Raw genomic sequence first — 20,876 nt, 5'->3', positions numbered from 1 at the left:
ACAACACCCGGGGCGCGATGCGTAAAAACCGATGCGCAAATCTCGTCCACCTGCGATTATCGGTTCGCTTCACCGAACCTCCACATCGTGCCACGCAGGTGAAGCAACCGGTACGAGGCGATCGGAGCCCTATCCTTGTTCCGGCAGGTCACCGACCGGCCCGGCCCAGGGGCTCCGGGCCACCGAGGCCACCACCGGCCCCCGTAGCTCAGTGGATAGAGCAGGTGCCTTCTAAGCACTTGGCCGCAGGTTCGAGTCCTGCCGGGGGCGCACGTTGCGAGACCCTCCTTCGGGAGGGTCTTTTTGCTGGTCGGGAGCGGTTTTCAGCCGGGGTGGGGCGAGGGCGGCGCCGGCCCGTCGGTCCGGTCGTCGGCCGGTATCGCGCCGGGTGTCCCCGGCGAGCGGGGGTCCGCGTTGTGCAGATAGTGCCGGGGCGTGGTGCCGATGGCCCGGCGGAAGGCGGCGAGGAAGGCGCTGGGCGTGGCGTAGCCGACGGCGCGGGCCGCGTGGGCGACCGGGCGGCCGTCGGCGAGCAGGGGCAGGGCGGCGCGCAGTCTCAGCCGGGTGCGCCAGAGGTCGAAGCTCATCCCGGTGTCCTGGACGAAGAGCCGGCTCAGGGTACGGCGGCTGGTGCCGACCGCGCGGGCGAGCGCCTCCAGCGTGCGCGAGTCGGCGGGATCGTCCAGCAGCAGGGCGGCCACCGCCCGCGCGCGGTCGTCGACGGGTTCGGGCACCGTGATCGGTGTGTTGGGCAGGGGCCGGAGCAGGTCGAAGACCACGCCTTCCGCGCGGCGCCGCGCGTCCGGCGCGAGGTCCGCGCGGCCGAGGTGGGCCAGCAGTTGGGCCAGTAACGTCCCGACGCCGACCGCGACCGGCGTCGACCAGTCCAGCGGACAGCGGGTGGGGTCCATGTACAGGCTGTGGAAGACCGTGTCGCGCGGCGCGCCGGTCCGGTGGACGGTTCCGGCGGGGATCCACAAGGCGCGGGTGGTCGGCAGCACCCAGGTGTCGTCGCCCACCGTCACACCCAGAACTCCCCTGGCAGCCCAGGCAAGTTGATGCTGCGGATGCTCATGCGCCCCGAACCATTGACCGGCCGGGAGCGGGAGGGCTCCCACCAGGACGGCGTCTCCCCCCGCACCGCGCTCCGCCGCGAACACCACGCGAGGGGCCCGCAGGCCGCCGGGCCCTGAAGAGGTCACCCGCCCACTTTACGGGCCGGCGTCGCCCGGCCGCTGGCCTCTGCGCGACATCGTCTGGCCCGAGCGGATCTCGCGGCCGGCGCACGGCCTTCCTAGGGTCGTGCCATGCCGATGAATTACGTGCATCGCAAGATCTGCAGCTCCGCGCGCTGGGACGCCGGCGTGGCGGAACGCATGCCCGAGCTGCTGGCCGACGTGGACCTCGGGGACGACGTTCTGGAGATCGGTCCCGGCTTCGGAGCCACCACCCGGGCGCTGCTGTCGCACCTGGCGAAGCCGTCCCGCGCCGCGGAAGCGTCCCCTGCGACGAGGCTGACCGCCGTCGAGATCGACGAGGCCTCCGCGGCCCTGTTGCGGGCCGAGTTCGCCGGGCGGGCCGAGATCGTGCACGGCGACGGCGCCCGGCTGCCCTTCCCGGACGGACGGTTCTCCGCCGTCGTCTGCTTCACCATGCTGCACCATGTGCCCTCGGCCGGTCTTCAGGACGCCCTGTTCGCCGAGGCGTGCCGCGTGCTGCGGCCGGGCGGGGTGTTCCGCGGGGTGGACAGCCTGCCCAGCCTGCGGTTCCGGCTGCTGCACATCGGGGACACCATGGTGGTGCTCGACCCCGCGACCCTGTCGGAGCGCCTGTACCGGGCCGGCTTCGAGGACGTCGTGTCACAGCACCGGCGTGACCGGCAGGTCCGCTTCCTGGCCCGCAAGGGCTGACGACCGGCCGGACAGCTGGAAGCCCAGGCGGGCCAGGGCCAGAGCCGGGGCCGGGAGCCGGTCGCTGCCGGGCCGGGACGGCTCAGCGCGGTCCGATGCCCTCGGCGCGCAGTTCGGCCAGGGTGCGGTCCAGGTTGCCGCGGGTCGCCTCGACGGCGGCGTCCGGGTCTCCGGCGGCGATCGCCTCGACCAGCACGTGGTGCGCGCGGTCGATCGCGTGCCGCTCCTCGCCGCCGTGCAGGTCGCTGTCGGCGAGCAGATGCCCGGCCGCCTCGCGCAGGGCGTCGACGAACGAGTCGAAGAGCCGGACGAGCACCGGGTTGCGCGCGGCCAGCACGACCCGGCGGTGCAGGTCCAGGTCCGCCTCGACGAGCGCGGCCGGGTCGGCGGCCGCGTCACGGGCGGCCAGCGCGGCCCGCAGCCCGGCCACGTCCTCCGGCGTGCGTCGCCGCGCGGCCAGCCGGCCCGCTTCCACCTCCAGCGCCGCGCGGACCTCGTACACGTCGAAGACCGCCGAACGGCGCAGTTCCCGGTCGAACTCCGAGACGGGGGCGGCCGCGGCGACATAGGTGCCCGACCCGTGCCGGGCGCGCAGCTGACCGTCCGCGATCAGCACCCGGACCGCCTCGCGCGAGGTGGTCCGGCCGACGCCGAGCAACCGGCTCAGCTCCACCTCGCCCGGGAGCTTGGACCCGACCGGCCACTCGCCCGTGCCGATCAGCCGGCGGAGCTCGGCGACGGCCTCCTCGACCAGCGAGCGGTGGCGTACCGGTCGAACAGTCATGGGACGACCCTACAGGCCCTGGGACCGCGCCCCGGAGCCCCGCCCGGACCCCCGAATCCCGGGCCGGGTCCCCGATTCCCGGGCAGGACCCGTAAGTCTCGGGCCGGACACGTAAGTCTCGGGCCGGACACGTGAATCCCTGCGCGAGCCCCCGGGCCTGCCGGGCCCGTGTGCGTACGGGAGGCTGCGTCCGCACAGAACCGGGCCCGGGTGCGCACGGCCGGGAGGCCGGGTCCGCGTACGGCCCGGCCGTTTGCGTACGGCCGGGCCCCTCAGGCCGTCGGCTTTCCGGCCGGCTCGGGCTCGCGCTCCGACTCCGGCGCCGCCGCCGGGGTCGGCGACGGCAGCACCCGGTCGCGCAGGCGGAGCGCGCAGCCGAGGGCGACCAGCAGCACGCCGACCACCAGCCCGAGCACGGTGCGCAGCCCGTACGCGTCGGCCAGCCGGCCCAGTGCCGGTGCGGCCAGCCCGCCCACGGACATGGCGAGCCCCAGCGTCAGCCCGCTGGCGGTGCCGGGACGGGTGGGCAGGTAGTCCTGGGCCAGCGTCACCTGGGGGGCGAACGGCAGGAACATCGTCAGCCCGAAGAGCACCGCGGCCGCCACGGCCACGCCCGCGGACGGGGCGAACGCCACCGCGGCGAGTGCGGGGACGGCCAGCAGGTAGCCGGCGCGGATGGGCACGAGTCGCCCGTACCGGTCGCCCAGCCAGCCCCCGAGCAGGGTGCCGGCCGCCCCGGCCAGGGTGAGGAGGGTGAGCGCCGTGGCGCCGACGCCCGTCGACGCGTGCAGATCGCGCTGGATGTGCAGGGCGAGCATCGAGGTGACCGTCACATACGGCACCGACCAGGCGACGGTCGCCGCGGCCAGGCGTCCGAACGCCCGCCAGTCGTCCCGGTGCCCGCTCGCCACCGCGCCCCGGACGGCCGGCGGGACCGCCGGCGTGTGTCCCCGGCGCCGCAGCCAGGGGCCTTGCGCGGCCCAGAGCGCGGCGACCACCAGGGCCGGTACGGCCAGCAGCCAGCTGCCCGTCAGACCGAACGAGCCGACCACCAGGGTGACCAGCGCCGGCGCCAGCGAGGCGCCCAGCGTTCCGCCGACCGAGAACAGGCTCATCGCCCGCTGGGACTGCCCGCCAGCGGCCCGGGCCTGGTTGGTGGCGGGCGGGTGATAGGCGGCGATGCCGATCCCGGCCAGGGCGACGCAGAGCCAGGTGACCAGGTAGCTGTCGGCCAGCCCCGCGCAGGTGAGCCCGCCCGCGGCGGTGAGGAAGCCGGCCGGGATGAGCCAGCCGCGGTGGCGGCGGTCCACCAGCAGGCCGAAGAGCGGCTGGACCACGCTGGACAGGCCGCTGGCCGCCAGCGCGATGCCCGAGACGGCGGTGTAGCTGTAGTGCCGTTCGGCCATCAGGAAGGGCAGCAGCGCCGGGACCGCGCCCTGGTACAGGTCGTTGACGACGTGGGTGCCGGTCAGGAAGACCAGCTGACCGCGCTTCATCGCGCCCTCCGCTCGGGCTGCGTCGCCACCGGCCGGGCGGCGTGGTGCGGCCAGGGCCGGGCCCGTTCCAGTTGGGCGCCGAGGGAGAGCAGGACGCCCTCCTGGTGGAGCCGGCCGGTCAGCATCACGCCGACCGGCAGACCGTCCGGCGTCCGGTGCAGCGGCAGGCTGATCGACGGCTGCCCGGTGAGGTTCGCCAGCGGTGTACGCGGGGTGTGGGCGAGCATCCGGAGATAGGTGCGCTCCGGATCGTCGGGGTCGACCGACGATCCGACCGGCAGCGGCGGGTGCTCCGTGGTCGGGCTCAGCACGGCGTCGAACCCGGCGTAGCGGTGGCAGACGGCGCGGGCGGTGGCGGACAGCGAGGCCATCGCCGCGTACAGCCGTACCGCGCCGTGCTCACCGCCCCGGGCCCGCAGCCAGCGGGTGAGCGGCAGCAGACGCGCCTCCCGGGCGGGCGGCACCGGCACCGCGGCCGCCAGCACGCTCCACAACACGGTGAAGTCCGCCAGGTACTCGCCGGGGTCGCACGGCGGGGCCTCCTCCACGTGGTGGCCGAGTCCGGCGAGCAGGTCGGCGGTACGGCGGCAGGCCAGTGCGGCCTCGGGGTGCTGACCGTCGGTCCGCGGCAGCACCCCGATCCTCAGGGGCCCGGGCTCCTGTTCGGCGCAGGCCCGGAAGTGCCCGGCGGGCGGAGCGGGCAGGGCGGCGGCGTCGCCCGGGGTGCTGACGGCCATGACGTCCAGCAGCAGGGCGGCGTCCGCCACCGTCCTGGCCAGCGGCCCGGCGGTGGCCAGCCCCAGCGCGTCCGTCGCGGGGGCGGGCGACACCCGCCCCCGGCTCGGCTTGAGGCCGACCACGCCGCAGGCCGCGGCCGGGATCCGGACCGAGCCGCCGCCGTCGCTTCCCAGGGCTCCGGCGGCCAGTCCCGCGGCCACCGAGGCGGCGGCCCCGCCGCTGGAGCCGCCGGCGCCGCGGCTGAGGTCGTACGGGCTGCGGGCGGTGGCGAACACCGTCTCGGTATAGGAGGAGCAGCCGAACTCGGCGGCGGTGGTGGTGCCCAGCAGCACGGCGCCGGCCGCGCGCAGGATGCCCACGACGGCGGCGTCGGCCGGGGCCGTGCGGTCGTCGAAGGCGGCCGAGCCCGCCGTGAACGGCAGTCCGGCGACCGGCCAGGTGTCCTTCACCGAGAGCGGCACCCCGAGCAGCGGCGGCAGCTCCTCGTCGTCGCCCGCGGCGGCCAGCCGGGCCCCGGCGGCAGCGGCGGCCCGTCGGGCGCCGGGCGCGTCGACGGTGCGATAGGCGCCCAGCGCGCCGTTCGACTGCTCGATCCGGCGCAGGTGATGGTCGACCAGCTCGGTCGGCGAGACGGCGCGGGCACGGATCGCCGCGGCTTGTTCGACCAGCGTCAGGTCATGGAGGTCTGTCATGATCACCCCTAAAAGTCCTCAGGTCCTCTGAGGACTTCACCGTAAAGGTTCGCCGGGCGAGAAAGCAAGGCAAGCCTTACCTCGGTCCGCTCGGCATCCAGCGAGCCGGGAGGGAGGTCTTCACGAGGGGGCAATTGCGAAGTTTCGCAAATTCAGAATCCAGCAGTTACCGTACGCGGATGACCGAGAACCCGCCGCCCTGTCCCACGTGCTCGTGCGAGTACACCTACGAGATGAACGCCCTGGTGGTGTGCCCCGAGTGCGGCCACGAGTGGGTGCCCTCCGAGAGCGACGCGCAGGACGAGGGCGCCGCCGGGGAGCGCGTGATCAGGGACTCCGTCGGCAATGTGCTGAAGGACGGGGACTCCGTGGTCGTCGTCAAGGCGCTCAAGGTGAAGGGCAGCCCCTCCGGGATCAAGGCCGGTACGAAGGTGCGCGGCATCCGGCTCGTCGACGGGGTCGACGGCCATGACATCGACTGCAGGATCGACGGCTTCGGGGCCATGCAGCTCAAGTCCGGCGTGGTCAAGAAGGCCTGATCCAGAGGCAGACGCAGAGGCCGGATACACCGGATACATACGGGAGCGGGCCGCTGCCGAACGCGACCGCGTGCGGCGGCGGTCCGGTCGACCGCGAAGGCGCCCCGCGCGAGAACCCGCCCCCCTGCACGACGACCACCGCGGCTACGCGACGGCCACTGCGGCTACGCGACGGCCACTGCGGCCAGCAGGGCGAACGCCGCGAGGGAGAGAACCGTCCGAACGCGGTGGAGGCTGTTCCAGCGGGGCTCGAACACCTGGCGGGCCGCCGTGTCGTCGCCGCCCTCGGACGCCGCGAGCGCCTTGTTGAGCGGGATGTTCCCGGCGATCGTGACGAAGTGGCTGCCGAGCGCGCAGACCAGGGCCGCCGCGGCGCAGGCCCGTTCCGCGCCGCCGGTCCCGGCGCCGCCGAAGGCCGTGACGGCCACGGCGGCGGGGAGGGCGACCACTCCGACGAAGAGAACCAGGAAGACCGGGCCCGGCACCTTCTCGTTGAAGCGGCGCATCGCGGCCGTGAACCGCTCGTCCGGCAGCATCGCGAGACCCGGCATGACCGCGATCAGGAACGTCAGCAGGAAACCGGCGTAGAGACCGGTCATGATCGCGGCGAGCACCAGGAGGAGGGAGGGCATGGCCTCCATCATGGTCGCGGCGGGCGCGGCGCACAGCCGTTTTCCGTACCGGCGGCCCCGGCCGCCCTCCGGATCGGGCGGCCTTCCGGGTCCGGCAGCCTTCCGGGTCCGGCGGCCTTCGGGGGCTCGCCCCGGAACGCGCGCCGCCGGTGGGGAGCGCGAGCGGCCCCCGGCCGTACACGACGGTTCCCGCGGCCAGGGCGACCAGGGGCGGCAGCACCGTCGCGGCCGGGCTGAAGCCGAGCGACACACCCCGTCGGCCTGCGGCCCACCGGCCTCGTACGCGGCCGCCGCCGCGCCCTCGTCGGCGGACCCGGGAGAGCGGGCGGCGCCATCGGGGCGTACGCGCTTCAGGGGCGGCCGTGGTTCCCGGCCCCAGGGCTGCGGGGGCCGGTCCGACACGGGCGCACAAACCTCTCGCGGCGGCGTGCGCGGCCTGGCACCCTGCCGACATGAATCATGCGGAGGCATTGCTCATCGGCGGACGCGCGGGCGTGGGGAAGTCGACCGTGGCCTGGGAGGTGTCGGCGCTGTTGCGGGCGGCTGAGGTGGCGCACGCGGTGCTGGAGGGCGATCTGATGGGACAGGTGCATCCGGCGCCGCCCGGGGATCCGCACCGGGCGGAGATCACCGAGCGCAATCTGGCGGCGGTCTGGTCGAACTTCTCCGAGCTCGGATACCGGCGTCTGATCTACACCAACACGGTGAGCGTGCTGCCGGAGTCGGCGGCGATGTTCGAGCACGCGATGGGTTCGGGCGTACGGATCGTCCGCGTCCTGCTCACCGCCTCCGACACCACGACCTACGGCCGGCTGCTGGGTCGGGAGATCGGTTCGGAGCTGGACCGCGAGGTGGCGAACAGCGTCCGCAGGGCCCGCCTCCTGGACGAGCGTTCGCCGGCGGACACGGTCCGGGTGGCGACGGACGGGCGGAAGGTCACGGACATCGCGCGCGAGGTGGTGGCCGTGACGGGATGGGCGGACGGGGTGGATCCGGGCATGCCGAGGCACGGCGGCTGACGCCGCGCCCGCGCTCGTCCCCCGGCCGGCGCCCCGCCCGTGTCCGCCCCGCAGCCGCCGGGCGTGCCGGGCGTGCCGGGCCGCGCCGGGCATGCCAGGCCCCGCCGGGCCCCGCCGGGCCGCGCCTACTTGGTGTTCATGATCAGGCCGATGTGGGTGAAGTAGGCGATCGCTCCGAAGACGAAGAACGCCAGCCCCGCCAGTCCCCAGGCGGCCCCGATGACCGGGACCGCCCACCCCCTGGGCCTGCGCACCCCGAACGGGAACAGGACCGCCCCGATGCCCACCAGGAGGTACGCCCCGGACACGAAGGTCGTCTCCATCCAGGGCCACCGCGCGAACTCCCCCGCGATGGGCTCCTGCGGGGGCGCGGCGAACAGGGTGTACCGCCAGCCCGCGGCGGCGATGCCCAGGCAGACCAGCCCGGCTCCGAGCACCAGGACCGAGGCGGGCGTGGCGACGCGGGCGGTGTGGACGACGCGTTGGGCGCCGCTGATGTCGGACCCGCGCTTCCAGAGGTAGAAACCCGCGGCGAGGAGCAGGACGCCGAAGATCAGGGCCGGTTCGCCGAAGATGATGTCGTTCTGCGGGAAGCCGCCCGCGGCGAGCGGCCAGGTCAGGGTCATGTGGACGCCGCAGACCACCAGGATGAAGCCGATGGCGCCGAACGCCAGCGCCCAGCCCTCGGGGACGACGGAGCGCCCGGACGCCAGCAGCTGACGCCCCAGCGCCACGACGAGCAGCAGCCCGGAGCCGGCGGCCACCGCGATGACCGTGTTGTACGTCGGCATCGCGGCCCAGTCGATCTTCAGGGCGGGCGCCACCGGGGCGACGGCGTGAGGGAACATATACGGACCGTAATGTCCGTTTCCGTGCCCCGCAGAAGGTGTTGGTCCTTTCGCCTGACGCCCGCCCGGCGGCCGCCCGATGACCGCCCGGCGTCACCCCAGGGCGTCGTCCCAGGGGGTCGCCCCGGGGTAGGGCGTCTCCCGGGGCAGCAGTTCCGCCGCTTCGTCGAGCCGTCCCGCCGACACGTGCGCGTGGATGCGCCGGGCGAGCGGGGTGACGTCACGGATCGAGACCGTCCACTCGTCCGCGTACCGCCGTGACGCCTCGCCGGACAGGCCGAGTTGCAGGGAACGGTACGGGAGCCGTGCCAGGCGCAGGTCGCGTTCCGGGTCCCACTGGACGCGGGCCGGGCTCCGGCGCAGGCTGTCCCGCCAGGCGGCGTGGTCGGGGTGGACCCCGCTCGCGTAGTGGGAGAGTTCGGAGCGGGCCAGCGCCCAGTCGAAGCCCTCCCGGGTGATCTCGACGGCCAGGACGGTCTCCTGGCCCTCCTTCGCGGCCCAGCCGCAGCGGTACATCATCCACAGGAAGCTCGGCTTGATCCACGTCATGCGGTCGCGCTTCCACGTGTCCGGGAAGCGCCCGTCGCGCGCCGCGGGGAGGCCGATGAACGGGGCGTACGCCTGGTAGACGGTGATGGTGGTGTCCGTGTACTGGGCGCGGATCTCCCGCTGCGGCCTGGCCGGGCCGCTCACGGCCCGGTGGACCACGGCCTCACGGGTCGCGGCCTCACGGGTCGCGGCCTCGGGGACCGCGGCCTCACGGGTCGCGGCCTCGGGGACCGCGGTCTCGCGGGTCGCAGTCTCATGGTTCACGGTCTCGTGGGGCACGGCCTGGTGGGTCATGGCCCCATCCCAGCACCCGGGGCCCGGGCGCGGCGAGCGAGATTCGCACAGCCCGCCGCCCCGGCCGGGGCGTCACGGCCGGCGCGTCACGGCCGGCGCGTCACGGCCAGGGCGTCACGGGACACCGGCGGGCTGTGCGGCACCAGGTCCTCATGCCTCGGCCGGGCGGCGGCCGGGGGTCACGGGACGCGGTCTGACATTCGTCATACGGAGCCCGGTACACCCGGCTCTGCCGGGCGCGGGGAGCCGGCGGCCAGTCTGTACGCATCGGGAGCGGGGCCGCGAAGGCGCCCGCCGACAGGGAGGGAATCCGTCATGAGCAGCCCGGCCGCCACCGCCACCGTCGCGCACGTCCCGGCCGGATCCGCGCCGGCCTGCGCCGCCCCGGCCCGCCCGCGCGGGGCCGCGTTGCTCGACAGCCTGGCCCCGTTGCTGATGGACGTGGCGGTGCCGCTGGCCGCGTACTACGCGCTGAAGGCGGCGGGGGCGAGTACGTTCGCCGCGCTGGCGTGGAGCAGCGCGGTCCCGGCCGTGCGCGTCGTCCGGGGCGCGCTGCGCGAGCGGCGGCTCAACGGGCTGGCGGCGCTCATGGTGACGGTCAACGCGGTCGCCCTGCTGACCGGCCTGATGGTCGGTGACCCGCGGCTGATGCTCGCCAAGGACAGCGGGGTGAGCAGCGTCATCGGGATCGTCGTCCTGGTGACCGCGTGGCGGGGGCAGCCCATGATGAGCGCGGCGGTGCGGCCGTGGCTGGTGAAGGGGGACGTCGCCCGGGACGCCGCCTGGCGACGGCTGGCGGCCGGGTCGGCGGAGTTCCGCCGGGCGGAGGGGCGGTTCTCGGCGGTGTGGGGGGCGGCGCTGCTGGGCGAGTGCGTGGTGCGGACGGTGGGCGCGTACACCGTGCCGGTCGGGACGATGGTGTGGCTCGGCACCGTGATCATGATCGCGGCGATGGCCGCGGCGTTCCTGGTCTCGGGGCGGGTGGGCGCCGTCCCGATGGAACGGATGATCGGCGAGGCGGTCCGGCGGGAGCGGGCGGCGGGGGCGGCCTGCTGACGCGGAGACCTTCTCGGCCTCCGCCCCGCGCAGACCGAGGGCCGTCCCTGTCCGGGACGGCCCTCGGTCCGGTCATGCGGCCCTGTGCCTCGCTCAGTAGGCGGAGTTGACGTTGTCGATCGAGCCGTAGCGGTGGGCCGCGTAGTTCGCGGCCGCAGTGATGTTCGCGACGGGGTCGTAGACGTTATGGACGGTCCCATTGACGTGGTAGGCGTTGAACGTGGGGTCGATGACCTGGAGCAGACCCTTGGACGGAATGCCCTTGGCCGCGTTGGAGTCCCAGTTGTTGATGGCGTTCGGGTTGCCGCCGGACTCACGCATCAGATTGCGGTGGATCCCCTCGTACGTGCCCGGGATGCCCTTCGCGTGCATGACGTCCAGCGCCTGCCGGATCCAGGAGTCCACGTTGCCGCCGGTCACCTGGGAGGGGGCGGCGGGAGCCTTGGCCGGGGTGACGGCCGAGGCGGACGGGGCTCCGGCGACGGTGCCGGCGAGAACCGCCGCACCGGCTGCGAGCACACCCAGCGAAGCCTTCTTGGTGCGGGTCATACGAGCGAAATTCATGGGCATCGCGGTGATCTGCATTCAGCATTTCCTCTTCGATCGGGGGTGATGCCAAGAATTGTTATGCGAGGAGGAAATCCAGGTCAATGACCGCTTCTTACTAGAGAGAATCGTATATGCGGCACGAAATGACTTGGCGATGCCTCCGGAATCCGGTGAGGCCGCACGGGATTTCTACTATCCGGCCTCATAGTGACCGCCGCCACATGACCCACCCCACAGACCAAACGCGCCAAATCGCCACATTAGTGGCACATATCACGTGGCCTGGGTCACACATGAAGCGAATTCATTTACTCGCCGTCGCCGAAGGAAAACAGCGCGGTGTTCCGCCGCGGACGAAGAATCGAGGAACGGGGCCGCCCGAACGGCGACGGCCCGCCCGGGCGCGGGGGATGCGTCCGGGCGGGCCGTAAAGGGAAGCGGTGGTGGGACCGAACCGCGGCGGCTCGGAACCGCCCGCTCAGTGGTTGCGGGGGAAGCCCAGGTCCACGCCGGCCGGGGCGTCGGCCGGGTCCGGCCAGCGGGTGGTGACGACCTTGCCGCGGGTGTAGAAGTGCACGCCGTCGTTGCCGTAGACGTGGTGGTCGCCGAAGAGGGAGTCCTTCCACCCGCCGAAGGAGTGGTAACCCACCGGCACCGGGATCGGCACGTTGACGCCGACCATGCCGGCCTGGATCTCCAGCTGGAAGCGGCGGGCGGCGCCGCCGTCGCGGGTGAAGATCGCGGTGCCGTTGCCGAACGGCGAGGCGTTCATGAGGGCCACGCCCTCCTCGTACGTCTCCGTGCGCAGCACGCACAGCACCGGGCCGAAGATCTCGTCCTTGTACGCGTCCGAGTCGGTGGACACGTGGTCGAGGAGGGAGAGCCCGATCCAGTGGCCGTTCTCGAAGCCCTCCACGGTGAAGCCGGTGCCGTCGAGGACCACCTCGGCGCCCTGGGCGGCCGCGCCCGTGACGTAGGAGGCGACCTTGTCGCGGTGGGCGGCGGTGATCAGCGGGCCCATCTCGGAGGACGGGTCGCCGCCCGGACCGATCTTGATCTTCTCGGCGCGCTCCTTGATCTTGGCGACGAGCTCGTCGCCGATGGAGCCGACCGCGACGACCGCGGAGATCGCCATGCAGCGCTCGCCCGCGGAGCCGTACGCGGCGGAGACGGCGGCGTCGGCGGCGGCGTCGAGGTCCGCGTCCGGCAGCACCAGCATGTGGTTCTTCGCGCCGCCGAGCGCCTGGACGCGCTTGCCGTTGGCGGAGGCGGTGGCGTGGATGTAGCGGGCGATCGGGGTGGAGCCGACGAAGGAGACCGCGGCCACGTCGGGGTGGCTCAGCAGCCCGTCGACGGCGACCTTGTCACCGTGCAGGACGTTGAGCACACCGTCCGGCAGGCCCGCCTCGGCGGCCAGCTCGGCCAGCAGGTTGGCGGCCGACGGGTCCTTCTCGCTGGGCTTCAGCACGAAGGTGTTCCCGCAGGCGACGGCGAGCGGGAACATCCACATCGGCACCATCGCCGGGAAGTTGAACGGGGTGATGCCGGCGACGACGCCGAGGGACTGGCGGATCGCGGAGACGTCGACCCGGTTGGACACCTGGGTGGACAGCTCGCCCTTGAGCTGGGTGGTGATGCCGCAGGCCAGCTCGACGATCTCCAGACCGCGGGCCACCTCGCCCAGCGCATCCGAGTGCACCTTGCCGTGCTCGGCGGTGATCAGCCGGGCGATGTCCTCGCGGTGGGCGTCGAGCAGCGCGCGGTAGCGGAAGAGGATCGCGGTGCGGGTGGCCAGCGAGGACGTGCCCCAGGTGGCGTAGGCGTCCTTCGCGGCGGCGACCGCGGCGTCGACCTCTTCGAGGGAGGCGAGCGCGACCCGGGTGGTGACCTCACCGGTGGCCGGGTCGGTGACCGGGCCGTAGTTCCCCGACGCGCCCTCGACGGTCTTGCCACCGATCCAGTGGTGGACGGTCTTCATGAAAGAGCTCCTTCGGCTTCTTCGGTGGTGGCGTCTTCAGTGGTCCACGTCCTCGGGCGCACCGGACGGCGGTGGCGTCCTCGGCGGTCCTCAGATGTGGTGGCGTCGGTCGGCGACTTGGCGGTCGTACGTCTCGCGGGCTTTCACGGCCGACGGCCGGGTGGCCGTTTCGGCTACGGGAACATCCCACCACGCCTGTGCCGGAGGAGGGCCCGACACTGTGTCTGCCGTTTCGGTCTCGACGTAGACACAAGTGGGGCGATCCGCGGCGCGCGCCTCAGCGAGGGCTTCGCGCAGCTCACGGACCGTGCCGGCGCGCAGCACCCGCATGCCGAGCGAGCCCGCGTTGGCCGCGAGGTCGACGGGGAGCGGGGGGCCGGTGAAGGCGCCGTCCGCGGCGCGGCGGCGGTACTCCGTGCCGAGGCGTTCGGCGCCGACCGCCTCGGAGAGTCCGCCGATCGAGGCGTAGCCGTGGTTCTGGAGCACGACGAGCTTCACGGGCAGCTCCTGCTGCACCGCGGTGACGATCTCGGTGGGGTTCATCAGATACGTGCCGTCGCCGACGAGCGCCCAGACGGGGCGGTCGGGGGCGGCCAGCCGGACCCCGATCGCGGCCGGGATCTCGTAGCCCATGCAGGAGTAGCCGTACTCGACGTGGTACTGGTGCGGGGAGCGGGCCCGCCAGAGCTTGTGCAGGTCGCCGGGGAGCGAACCGGCCGCGTTGATCAGGATGTCGTCGTCGGTGACGAGGGCGTCGAGGGCGCCGAGGACCTGTGCCTGGGTGGGCCGGGCGTCCGGGTCGTCGGCGGCGAACGCGGCGGTCACGCGCCGTTCCCACGCCGCCTTGGCGTCGGTGTACTCGGTCTCGTAGGCCGTTTCGACGCGGTGGCGGTGGACGGCGAGCCCGGCGTCGAGCGCCTTCAGGGCGGTGCGGGCGTCGGCGACGAGCGGGAGCGCGCCGAGCTTGTGGGCGTCGAAGCCGGTGATGTTGACGTTGAGGAAGCGGACCGCCGGGTTCTGGAAGAGGGTGGCGGAGGCGGTGGTGAAGTCGGTGTAGCGGGTGCCGACGCCGATCACCAGGTCGGCGGTGCGGGCGAGCGCGTCCGCGGTCGCGGTGCCGGTGTGGCCGACGCCGCCGACGTCGGCGGGGTGGTCGTGGCGCAGCGAGCCCTTGCCCGCCTGGGTGGCGGCGACGGGGATCCGGGTGGCGGCGGCGAACGCGGCGAGGGTCTCCTCGGCGGCGCTGTGGCGCACCCCGCCGCCCGCCACGATCAGCGGCCGGCGGGCGGCGCGCACGGCCCGTACGGCCCGGTCGATTTCGTACGGGTCGGGGGCGGGGCGGCGCACGTGCCAGACGCGTTCGGCGAAGAACTCCTCCGGCCAGTCGTATGCCTGGGCCTGCACGTCCTGCGGCAGCGCGAGGGTGACCGCGCCGGTCTCCGCCGGGTCGGTCAGGGTCCGCATGGCCTGGAGGGCGGCCGGGATCAGGGCCTCGGGGCGGGTGATCCGGTCGAAGTAGCGGGAGACGGGGCGCAGGCAGTCGTTGACGGATACGTCGCCCGCGTACGGGACTTCGAGCTGCTGGAGCACCGGGTCGGCGGGGCGGGACGCGAAGGCGTCCCCGGGCAGGAGGAGGACGGGGAGGCGGTTGACGGTGGCGAGGGCCGCGCCGGTGACGAGGTTGGTGGCGCCGGGTCCGATGGAGGTGGTGACGGCGTGCGTGGCGAGCCGCCCGGACTGGCGGGCGAATCCGACGGCGGCGTGCACCATGGCCTGCTCGTTGCGGCCCTGGAGGAAGGGCATGGACCGGCCGGACTCGACGAGCGCCTGGCCGATCCCGGCGACGTTGCCGTGCCCGAAGATGCCCCAGACCGCGGGGATCAGCCGCTGCCTGCGGCCGTCGCGCTCGGTGTGCTGGCGGGACAGGAAGGCCACCAGGGCCTGCGCGGTGGTGAGGTGACGGGTGCTCATGGGCGGGTCTCCGTCCGATGCGCGGGGCCGGGCGCGGGCGCCGTCCGGTGCGCGGGCCCGGCGCCCCGCGGGGGCGGCGCCCCGTACAGCGGGAGCCGGGGGTCCACCGGTCGCGACGGCCAGGTGTCGCGGATCCAGGCGTGGTCGGGGTGGTCGGTGATCAGCCACTCCCGCTCCCCCGGGCCCGCCATGACGTTGAGGTAGTACAGGGTGCGGCCGGGCGGGGCGATGGACGGGCCGTGCCAGCCGTCGGGGATCAGGACCGCGTCGCCGTCGCGGACCTCGGCGAGGACGTCGGTCCCGCCGGGCCGGGACGGCGACACCCGGTGGTAGCCGAGGCCGTCGTGCTCCACCTCGAAGTAGTAGATCTCCTCCAGCACGGACTCGGCGCCGGGGCGGTGCTCGTCGTGCTTGTGCGGCGGGTACGACGACCAGTTGCCGCCGGGAGTGAGGACCTCGACGGCGATCAGCCGGTCGCACTCGAACGTGTCGGCGGCGGCGAAGTTGTTGACCTGCCGGGAGCATGCGCCGGAGCCGCGCAGTTCGACGGGTACCTCCGACGCGGGGCCGTAGCGAGCGGGGAGTCGTCGCTCGCACTTCGCTCCTGCCAGGGCGAAGCGGCCTCCGGCGCCGGAGGTGATCTGCGCATGGGCGTCGCGCGGTACGTAGGCGAAGTCGGACACGCCACTGAACACGCTTTCCCGGCCCAGCAGTTCAAAGATCTCACCTGCGATGTGCACCGTACAGCCACCCGCCAGCGGCAGGACGATCCACTCGCTCCGCCCGGTGACGAGCGTGTGAACTCCGCCCGGCTCCAGGTCGAGCACGCGGAGGCCGGACCGGTCCCAGCCGGCCCCTTCCGGGGAGATGTCGAGGGCGTAGGGGCCGTTCGCCGCTGTTCCGGCGACGAGGTGGCGCCGCCGCCGTTCGTCGTACGTCGTCATTCCTCTTCCCTACCCCGGTCCCCGCTCGTCGCCCGGCACCTGTCCCCGTCTCCCGCCCCCGGCGGCGGTACGGCAGCGGCGGCGGCCGGGCGCCCGGAGGCGGTCCGGGGCGCCCGGGGGCGGCTCCGGCGGCACGGCGGCCACCGCTCCCGCGGCCAGGGCCGCCTCCACCTCGTACGGGAACGGCATGGCGGACGAGCAGGAGAGCCGGGAGGCGACGACGGCCCCGGCGGCGTTGGCGTACCGCATGACACGGGCGAGGTCCCAGCCGGCCAGCAGCCCATGGCAGAGCGCCCCGCCGAACGCGTCGCCCGCGCCGAGCCCGTTGACCACGTCGACGGGGAGCGGCGGCGCCTCGGCCACCGTGCCGTCGCGGTGGACGGCGAGCACGCCGGCGGGGCCCTGCTTGACGACGGCGAGTTCGGCCCCGGCGGCGATCAGGGCGCGAGCGGCGGCGCGCGGTTCGCGTTCGCCGGTCGCGACCGCGCACTCGTCGAGGTTGCCGACGGCCACGGTGGCGTGGGCGAGGGCCTCCCGGTAGCGGGCGGGGGCGTCCGGCGCGCGCCCGCCACGGGTCTCCGGTACGCGTTCGGCGGGGGCTTTTGCGCCGGTGTCCCAGAACATCGGACGCCAGTCGAGGTCGAACACCGTGACGCCGGACCGGCCGCGGGCGCCCAGCGCGGCGAGGGTCGCGGCACGGCTGGGCTCGGCGCACAGCCCGGTGCCCGTCGCCCAGAAGACCCGGGCGGACCGGATCGCGTCGAGGTCCAGCTCCGCGGCCCGGATCTCCAGATCGGGGGCCTTGGGGAAACGGTAGAAGTGGAGCGGGAAGTCGTCCGGCGGGAAGATCTCGCAGAAGGCGAGCGGCGTCGGATACGCGTCGACGGGCGTCGCCCACCGGTCGTCCACCCCGAACCGGCGCAGCTCGCGGCGGAGGTAGTCCCCGAAGGCGTCCCGCCCGGTGCGCGTCACCACCGCCGTGCGCCGCCCGAGCCGGGCCGCCGCCACGGCGACGTTGGCGGGCGAGCCGCCGAGGAACTTCCCGAACGTCTCGACCCCGGCGAGCGGCACACCCGTCTGGAGGGGGTAGAGGTCCACGCCGATCCGGCCCATGGTGATCACGTCGTACGGCTCAGGCATGAGCGTCCCTCCGGCCGGCGACGACGGCTGACCCGAGGGCCGGCTCCCCTCCCGGCAAGACCTGCCCCGTCCCGTCGCCCGGCACGCGCGCTCCTTCCGGACAGCCCCGGCCGGCCGCGACGACGGCCGTACGCCGGAACCCCGCCTCCCTCATGTCCGGACATAAGGATGAATGATTGACACGGGTTCCGGCCGCCGGAAGTCTGGACCGCATGATCTCTCCCTCCCGCGCACCGGCTCCGTCGCGTATCCGCATCGGTTCGGCACCCGACTCCTGGGGGGTGTGGTTCCCCGACGATCCGCGTCAGGTGCCCTGGCGGCGCTTCCTCGACGAGGTCTCCGAGGCGGGTTACGAGTGGATCGAGCTGGGGCCGTACGGCTATCTCCCGACCGACCCGGGCCGCCTCGCCGACGAGACCGGCCGGCGCGGGCTCTCGGTGTCGGCCGGAACGGTCTTCACGGGATTGCACCATGGACCGGGCGCATGGGACCGGACCTGGGCGCATGTCGCGGACATCGCGGCACTCACCCGGGCGATGGGCGCCGGGCATCTGGTGGCCATCCCGGCGTTCTGGCGCGACGACCGCACGGGCGAGGTCCTGGAGGACCGCGAGCTGACGGCGGAGCAGTGGCGCGATCTGACCGCCCTGACGGAGCGGCTGGGCCGGGAGGTGCGGGACCGGTTCGGGCTGCGTCTCGCCGTCCATCCGCACGCGGACACCCACATCGACGGGCCGGAGAACGTCGGTCGCTTCCTCGACGCCACCGACCCGGAGCTGGTCTCGCTCTGCCTGGACACCGGCCACTACGCCTACTGCGGCGGCGACAGCGTCGAGCTGATCAGGACCTACGGCGAACGGCTCGGCTATCTGCACCTCAAGCAGGTCGACCCGGAGGTGCTGGCCCGGGTGGTGGCGGACGGCACGCCGTTCGGGCCCGCCGTGGCGCGGGGCGTGATGTGCGAGCCGCCGGGCGGGACGCCCGCGCTGGAACCCGTGCTCGCCGCGGCCCGCGAGCTGGACGTCGACCTCTTCGCCATCGTCGAGCAGGACATGTACCCCTGCCCGCCGGACAAGCCGCTCCCCATCGCCCGCCGCACCCGGGAGTACCTCCGCACCTGCGGCGGCCCGCACCCGACGCGCGCGGGCGGCGCGCCGGCCGGGTCGCGCCCGGCCTGAGGCCTCCCGGGCCGGCCCGGGAGGCCCGCCGGGCGGCGCCGGGGCGGGGCGCGGCCGGCCGGCCCGGCCCCGGCGCCGCCCGTACGGGTCCGCCGACACGCCGAGCGGTCCCGGTGAGTGACATCGTGGCGGTAGGCGGTGTTGTCCTCGACGAGAGGACGGTGCGCGGCGCGGGCCGCGCACCCCACCGCACGCACGAGGAGCACGACTGCCCATGATCCGGAAGACGCCGCCGCCCCGCGCGGCCGCCGGGGCCGCCGCCCTGGCCGCGCTCGCCCTGGCCGCCCTTCTCACCGCCGCCCCGGCCGCCTCGGCCGCCCCCGCCGACGCGCCGAACCCGCCCCCGCCGCCCGGCTCCAGCCCCGTCTGCGCCTTCTACGACGGCGACGCGCCGACCGGGTACGGCGAACGCGGCGACCGGGTCTCCCAGGTCCAGTGCATGCTGGCCAACCGGCACTACCTGCCGTGGTCCGCGCTCGACGGACGGTTCGGGCCGCGGACGCTCCTGGCCGTACGGCAGTTCCAGGCGGACAACCCGCCCCTCGTGCCGGACGGCCTGGTCGACGGGGCCACCTGGTCGGCGCTCTGGCACGCGGGCCCGAGCCGCACGGCCCCGCTCCCCCGTCCCCCGAAGTGAGGCGTCCCCCGAGAGACGGCCCGTTGCCCCCCCTGTCCCTCTGTCTCCCTGTCCCCCGAAGTGAGGCGTCCCCCGAGGCGCGACGCACACGGGTGGCGTGCCCGCGTTCCGGCGGGGCGCTCGCATTCATACCCCCTAGGGGTATAGTGTGATGAGTGTCGGGGCCCGGACCTGCCGGGTTCCGCGACCACGCACGCCACCACGCGCACTCGAACGCCGCACTCGGCCCCGGCCGGATGCCGCCCCCGAATGCCGCAGTCGAAGAGGAGAACGCCATGACCGCCGAGACCCAGCTCCCCCAGGCCACCGGTTCCTGCTGCTCGCCCAGCGGCTCCTGCCACGACGGCGCCGACACCGGTACGGGCGTGGGCGCGGTGACCACCGTCTACCAGGTGTCCGGCATGACCTGCGGCCACTGCGAAGGGGCCGTCTCCGAGGAGATCTCCGGCATCGAGGGCGTCACCTCGGTGAAGGCGGTGGCCTCCACCGGGCAGGTGACCGTCGTCTCCGCCGCCCCGCTGCCCGAGGAGGCCGTGCGCGCCGCCGTCGACGAGGCGGGCTACGAGCTCGTCGGCACGGCCTGAACACCACCGGGACCACCCGCCGCTCCCAGCGCTTCGGGGGTGCGGAACACCCCCTATCACCCGCTTTGTCGCCGGGCCGGACCTGCCAGCAGATACTGGTGGGGTACGGCCCGGTCGGCGTTTCAGGAGTGGCACGGGAGTCTCGGACATGCACGGTGCGACAGGGACCGGAGCGACGGGCACCAGGGCGCCGGAACCCGGCGCGAGGGGAGACGGAACGCCGGAGACCGGGGCCCCGGCGGCGGAGAACCAACGGGCCGAGCTCACGATCGGCGGGATGACCTGCGCCTCCTGCGCGGCCCGAGTCGAGAGGAAGCTGAACCGGATCGACGGCGTCACCGCCGCGGTCAACTACGCGACCGGGAAGGCCCGGGTCTCCTTCGGCCCGGGAACCGAACTGGCCGCGCTGGTCGCCGCGGTGGAGAAGGCCGGATACACCGCACGACCCGTGTCCCGCCCCGCGCCGGGATCCGCCGCCCGCCCCTGGACCACCGACGCCGACGCCGACGCCACGACCGGAACCGATGGCGGGACCGGCGTCGGCGCCCGGGCCGCCCCCGCCCCCGCCCCCGAACGGCACGAGCCCGGCACCGAGTGGGACGCCGCCGAGCGCGAGTCCGCCGCCGAGCTCGCCGCGCTGCGCCGCAGGCTGACCGTGTCGGCCGTCCTCGCCGCCCCCGTCGTCGTGCTCGCGATGGTCCCGGCCCTCCAGTTCGACTTCTGGCAGTGGCTCTCCCTCACCCTCGCCTCACCGGTCGTCGTCTGGGGCGGGCTGCCCTTCCACCGCGCCACCTGGACCAACCTGCGGCACGGGGCGGCCACCATGGACACCCTGGTCTCGCTCGGCACCCTCGCCGCCTTCGGCTGGTCCCTGTGGGCGCTGTTCCTCGGTGACGCGGGCATGCCCGGGATGCGGCACGGCTTCGACCTGACCGTCTCGCGCGCGATGGGGTCTCCCCTGCTCGAACGGAGCCGAGAGCTCGGGGAAGCCTCCTCCACCATCTATCTGGAGGTCGCGGCGGGCGTCGTCACCTTCCTCCTGCTGGGCCGCTATCTGGAGGCCCGGTCCAAGCGGAAGGCGGGCTCCGCCCTGCGCGCGTTGATGCGTCTGGGCGCGAAGGACGTCGCGGTGCTGCGGAACGGCACGGAGGTACGCATCCCCGTCGCCCGGCTCGCCGTCGGCGACCGCTTCGTCATCCGGCCCGGGGAGAAGATCGCCACCGACGGGGTGGTCGTGGAGGGCGCCTCGGCCGTGGACGCGTCCATGCTCACCGGCGAATCCGTGCCGGTCGACGTGGGTCCGGGCGACGACGTCACCGGGGCGACCGTGAACGCCTC

At 74.1% G+C, this 20,876-nt stretch carries 20 protein-coding genes and 1 tRNA gene; 9 read left to right on the top strand and 12 right to left on the bottom strand.

All coding sequences use genetic code 11. The features are described 5' to 3' along the window. Nucleotides 1-197 precede the first annotated feature (197 nt). Nucleotides 198-270 (top strand) — tRNA-Arg (locus WA762_RS15420). A gap of 53 nt (nucleotides 271-323) precedes the next feature. Here WA762_RS15420 and WA762_RS15415 read toward each other — a convergent pair. Then, nucleotides 324-1,163 (bottom strand): AraC family transcriptional regulator, encoded by an 840-nt coding sequence (locus tag WA762_RS15415; protein ID WP_335936366.1) that lies wholly within the window; start codon nucleotides 1,161-1,163, stop codon nucleotides 324-326. A 144-nt stretch (nucleotides 1,164-1,307) separates the two neighbouring features. Between WA762_RS15415 and WA762_RS15410 the strand changes: the two genes are divergently transcribed. Then, the gene (locus WA762_RS15410; protein WP_335936268.1) at nucleotides 1,308-1,910 is read left to right on the top strand and encodes a class I SAM-dependent methyltransferase; all 603 of its coding nucleotides are present in this window, start codon (nucleotides 1,308-1,310) and stop codon (nucleotides 1,908-1,910) included. Between the two features lie 82 nt (nucleotides 1,911-1,992). Here WA762_RS15410 and WA762_RS15405 read toward each other — a convergent pair whose 3' ends face one another. The 3 genes from WA762_RS15405 to WA762_RS15395 all read right to left on the bottom strand — a co-directional run bounded on the left by WA762_RS15405 (nucleotide 1,993) and on the right by WA762_RS15395 (nucleotide 5,620). After that, nucleotides 1,993-2,694 carry a FadR/GntR family transcriptional regulator gene (locus WA762_RS15405; protein ID WP_335936267.1) on the bottom strand — a complete coding sequence of 234 codons (702 nt, stop codon included), beginning with the start codon at nucleotides 2,692-2,694 and terminating at the stop codon, nucleotides 1,993-1,995. Nucleotides 2,695-2,966: 272 nt separating this feature from the next. Beyond that, nucleotides 2,967-4,190 (bottom strand): MFS transporter, encoded by a 1,224-nt coding sequence (locus WA762_RS15400; protein ID WP_335936266.1) that lies wholly within the window; start codon nucleotides 4,188-4,190, stop codon nucleotides 2,967-2,969. Then, entirely contained in the window at nucleotides 4,187-5,620 is a 1,434-nt protein-coding gene (locus WA762_RS15395; protein WP_335936265.1) for an amidase, read from the bottom strand. The genes WA762_RS15400 and WA762_RS15395 overlap by 4 nt, the downstream gene beginning before the upstream one ends. A 179-nt stretch (nucleotides 5,621-5,799) precedes the next feature. On the opposite strand from WA762_RS15395, the gene WA762_RS15390 reads away from it, so the two are divergent. Continuing rightward, nucleotides 5,800-6,159 carry a zinc ribbon domain-containing protein YjdM gene (locus WA762_RS15390; protein WP_335936264.1) on the top strand — a complete coding sequence of 120 codons (360 nt, stop codon included), beginning with the start codon at nucleotides 5,800-5,802 and terminating at the stop codon, nucleotides 6,157-6,159. Between the two features lie 164 nt (nucleotides 6,160-6,323). Here WA762_RS15390 and WA762_RS15385 read toward each other — a convergent pair whose 3' ends face one another. After that, nucleotides 6,324-6,791, bottom strand: coding sequence for an anthrone oxygenase family protein (locus tag WA762_RS15385; protein WP_335936263.1), 468 nt, complete (start codon nucleotides 6,789-6,791; stop codon nucleotides 6,324-6,326). Between the two features lie 452 nt (nucleotides 6,792-7,243). Between WA762_RS15385 and WA762_RS15380 the strand changes: the two genes are divergently transcribed. Further along, complete coding sequence (locus WA762_RS15380; protein ID WP_335936262.1) at nucleotides 7,244-7,810, top strand: DEAD/DEAH box helicase family protein; 567 nt, start codon at nucleotides 7,244-7,246, stop codon at nucleotides 7,808-7,810. 125 nt (nucleotides 7,811-7,935) lie between these two features. On the opposite strand, the gene WA762_RS15375 is transcribed toward WA762_RS15380, so the two are convergent. Together WA762_RS15375 and WA762_RS15370 are read right to left on the bottom strand one after the other, a co-directional pair. Next, nucleotides 7,936-8,658, bottom strand: a complete 723-nt coding sequence (locus WA762_RS15375) for a DUF981 family protein (RefSeq protein WP_335936261.1) — start codon at nucleotides 8,656-8,658, stop codon at nucleotides 7,936-7,938. A gap of 93 nt (nucleotides 8,659-8,751) precedes the next feature. Next, a complete protein-coding gene (locus WA762_RS15370) occupies nucleotides 8,752-9,501 on the bottom strand; it encodes a DUF4291 domain-containing protein (protein ID WP_335936260.1) in 750 nt (249 codons plus the stop codon). 315 nt (nucleotides 9,502-9,816) lie between these two features. Between WA762_RS15370 and WA762_RS15365 the strand changes: the two genes are divergently transcribed. Further along, nucleotides 9,817-10,557 carry a VC0807 family protein gene (locus tag WA762_RS15365; protein WP_335936259.1) on the top strand — a complete coding sequence of 247 codons (741 nt, stop codon included), beginning with the start codon at nucleotides 9,817-9,819 and terminating at the stop codon, nucleotides 10,555-10,557. A gap of 93 nt (nucleotides 10,558-10,650) precedes the next feature. On the opposite strand, the gene WA762_RS15360 is transcribed toward WA762_RS15365, so the two are convergent. From WA762_RS15360 to iolC, 5 genes are all read right to left on the bottom strand, one after another. After that, on the bottom strand, nucleotides 10,651-11,127 hold the full coding sequence (locus tag WA762_RS15360; RefSeq protein WP_443080599.1) for a transglycosylase SLT domain-containing protein: 477 nt from the start codon (nucleotides 11,125-11,127) through the stop codon (nucleotides 10,651-10,653). A 457-nt stretch (nucleotides 11,128-11,584) separates the two neighbouring features. Then, entirely contained in the window at nucleotides 11,585-13,084 is a 1,500-nt protein-coding gene (gene mmsA, locus WA762_RS15355) for a CoA-acylating methylmalonate-semialdehyde dehydrogenase (RefSeq protein ID WP_335936258.1), read from the bottom strand. A 90-nt stretch (nucleotides 13,085-13,174) separates the two neighbouring features. Continuing rightward, a complete protein-coding gene (iolD, locus tag WA762_RS15350) occupies nucleotides 13,175-15,055 on the bottom strand; it encodes a 3D-(3,5/4)-trihydroxycyclohexane-1,2-dione acylhydrolase (decyclizing) (protein WP_335936257.1) in 1,881 nt (626 codons plus the stop codon). Then, entirely contained in the window at nucleotides 15,052-15,999 is a 948-nt protein-coding gene (iolB, locus tag WA762_RS15345; protein WP_335936256.1) for a 5-deoxy-glucuronate isomerase, read from the bottom strand. The genes iolD and iolB overlap by 4 nt, the downstream gene beginning before the upstream one ends. Nucleotides 16,000-16,008: 9 nt before the next feature. Next, nucleotides 16,009-17,139, bottom strand: a complete 1,131-nt coding sequence (gene iolC, locus WA762_RS15340; RefSeq protein WP_335936255.1) for a 5-dehydro-2-deoxygluconokinase — start codon at nucleotides 17,137-17,139, stop codon at nucleotides 16,009-16,011. Between the two features lie 212 nt (nucleotides 17,140-17,351). Here iolC and WA762_RS15335 point away from each other — a divergent pair, with 212 nt between their 5' ends. From WA762_RS15335 to WA762_RS15320, 4 genes are all read left to right on the top strand, one after another. Then, nucleotides 17,352-18,317, top strand: a complete 966-nt coding sequence (locus tag WA762_RS15335; RefSeq protein WP_335936254.1) for a sugar phosphate isomerase/epimerase family protein — start codon at nucleotides 17,352-17,354, stop codon at nucleotides 18,315-18,317. Between the two features lie 214 nt (nucleotides 18,318-18,531). Next, nucleotides 18,532-18,954, top strand: coding sequence for a peptidoglycan-binding domain-containing protein (locus tag WA762_RS15330; protein ID WP_335936253.1), 423 nt, complete (start codon nucleotides 18,532-18,534; stop codon nucleotides 18,952-18,954). Nucleotides 18,955-19,229: 275 nt separating this feature from the next. Continuing rightward, the gene (locus tag WA762_RS15325; RefSeq protein ID WP_335936252.1) at nucleotides 19,230-19,538 is read left to right on the top strand and encodes a heavy-metal-associated domain-containing protein; all 309 of its coding nucleotides are present in this window, start codon (nucleotides 19,230-19,232) and stop codon (nucleotides 19,536-19,538) included. Nucleotides 19,539-19,686: 148 nt separating this feature from the next. Further along, nucleotides 19,687-20,876: heavy metal translocating P-type ATPase (locus WA762_RS15320; RefSeq protein WP_335936251.1), on the top strand; the 1,190-nt coding region annotated here is incomplete at its 3' end.

The sequence above is a fragment of the Streptomyces tyrfis genome (genome assembly GCF_037034285.1).
Lineage (GTDB): Bacteria > Actinomycetota > Actinomycetes > Streptomycetales > Streptomycetaceae > Streptomyces.
The sequence above is the reverse complement of the archived record's forward strand: the minus strand, read 5'-3'. Positions and strand labels throughout refer to the sequence as shown.

Bases quoted from the DNA above. Each gene is read 5' to 3' on its own strand.
- WA762_RS15390 (WP_335936264.1), top strand. From the start codon at position 5,800: ATGACCGAGAACCCGCCGCCCTGTCCCACGTGCTCGTGCGAGTACACC.
- mmsA (WP_335936258.1), bottom strand. From the start codon at position 13,084: ATGAAGACCGTCCACCACTGGATCGGTGGCAAGACCGTCGAGGGCGCG.
- WA762_RS15410 (WP_335936268.1), top strand. From the start codon at position 1,308: ATGCCGATGAATTACGTGCATCGCAAGATCTGCAGCTCCGCGCGCTGG.
- WA762_RS15400 (WP_335936266.1), bottom strand. From the start codon at position 4,190: ATGAAGCGCGGTCAGCTGGTCTTCCTGACCGGCACCCACGTCGTCAAC.
- WA762_RS15330 (WP_335936253.1), top strand. From the start codon at position 18,532: ATGATCCGGAAGACGCCGCCGCCCCGCGCGGCCGCCGGGGCCGCCGCC.
- WA762_RS15335 (WP_335936254.1), top strand. From the start codon at position 17,352: ATGATCTCTCCCTCCCGCGCACCGGCTCCGTCGCGTATCCGCATCGGT.
- WA762_RS15375 (WP_335936261.1), bottom strand. From the start codon at position 8,658: ATGTTCCCTCACGCCGTCGCCCCGGTGGCGCCCGCCCTGAAGATCGAC.
- WA762_RS15395 (WP_335936265.1), bottom strand. From the start codon at position 5,620: ATGACAGACCTCCATGACCTGACGCTGGTCGAACAAGCCGCGGCGATC.
- iolC (WP_335936255.1), bottom strand. From the start codon at position 17,139: ATGCCTGAGCCGTACGACGTGATCACCATGGGCCGGATCGGCGTGGAC.
- WA762_RS15360 (WP_443080599.1), bottom strand. From the start codon at position 11,127: ATGCCCATGAATTTCGCTCGTATGACCCGCACCAAGAAGGCTTCGCTG.
- WA762_RS15405 (WP_335936267.1), bottom strand. From the start codon at position 2,694: ATGACTGTTCGACCGGTACGCCACCGCTCGCTGGTCGAGGAGGCCGTC.
- iolB (WP_335936256.1), bottom strand. From the start codon at position 15,999: ATGACGACGTACGACGAACGGCGGCGGCGCCACCTCGTCGCCGGAACA.
- WA762_RS15385 (WP_335936263.1), bottom strand. From the start codon at position 6,791: ATGCCCTCCCTCCTCCTGGTGCTCGCCGCGATCATGACCGGTCTCTAC.
- iolD (WP_335936257.1), bottom strand. From the start codon at position 15,055: ATGAGCACCCGTCACCTCACCACCGCGCAGGCCCTGGTGGCCTTCCTG.
- WA762_RS15370 (WP_335936260.1), bottom strand. From the start codon at position 9,501: ATGACCCACCAGGCCGTGCCCCACGAGACCGTGAACCATGAGACTGCG.
- WA762_RS15380 (WP_335936262.1), top strand. From the start codon at position 7,244: ATGAATCATGCGGAGGCATTGCTCATCGGCGGACGCGCGGGCGTGGGG.
- WA762_RS15365 (WP_335936259.1), top strand. From the start codon at position 9,817: ATGAGCAGCCCGGCCGCCACCGCCACCGTCGCGCACGTCCCGGCCGGA.
- WA762_RS15325 (WP_335936252.1), top strand. From the start codon at position 19,230: ATGACCGCCGAGACCCAGCTCCCCCAGGCCACCGGTTCCTGCTGCTCG.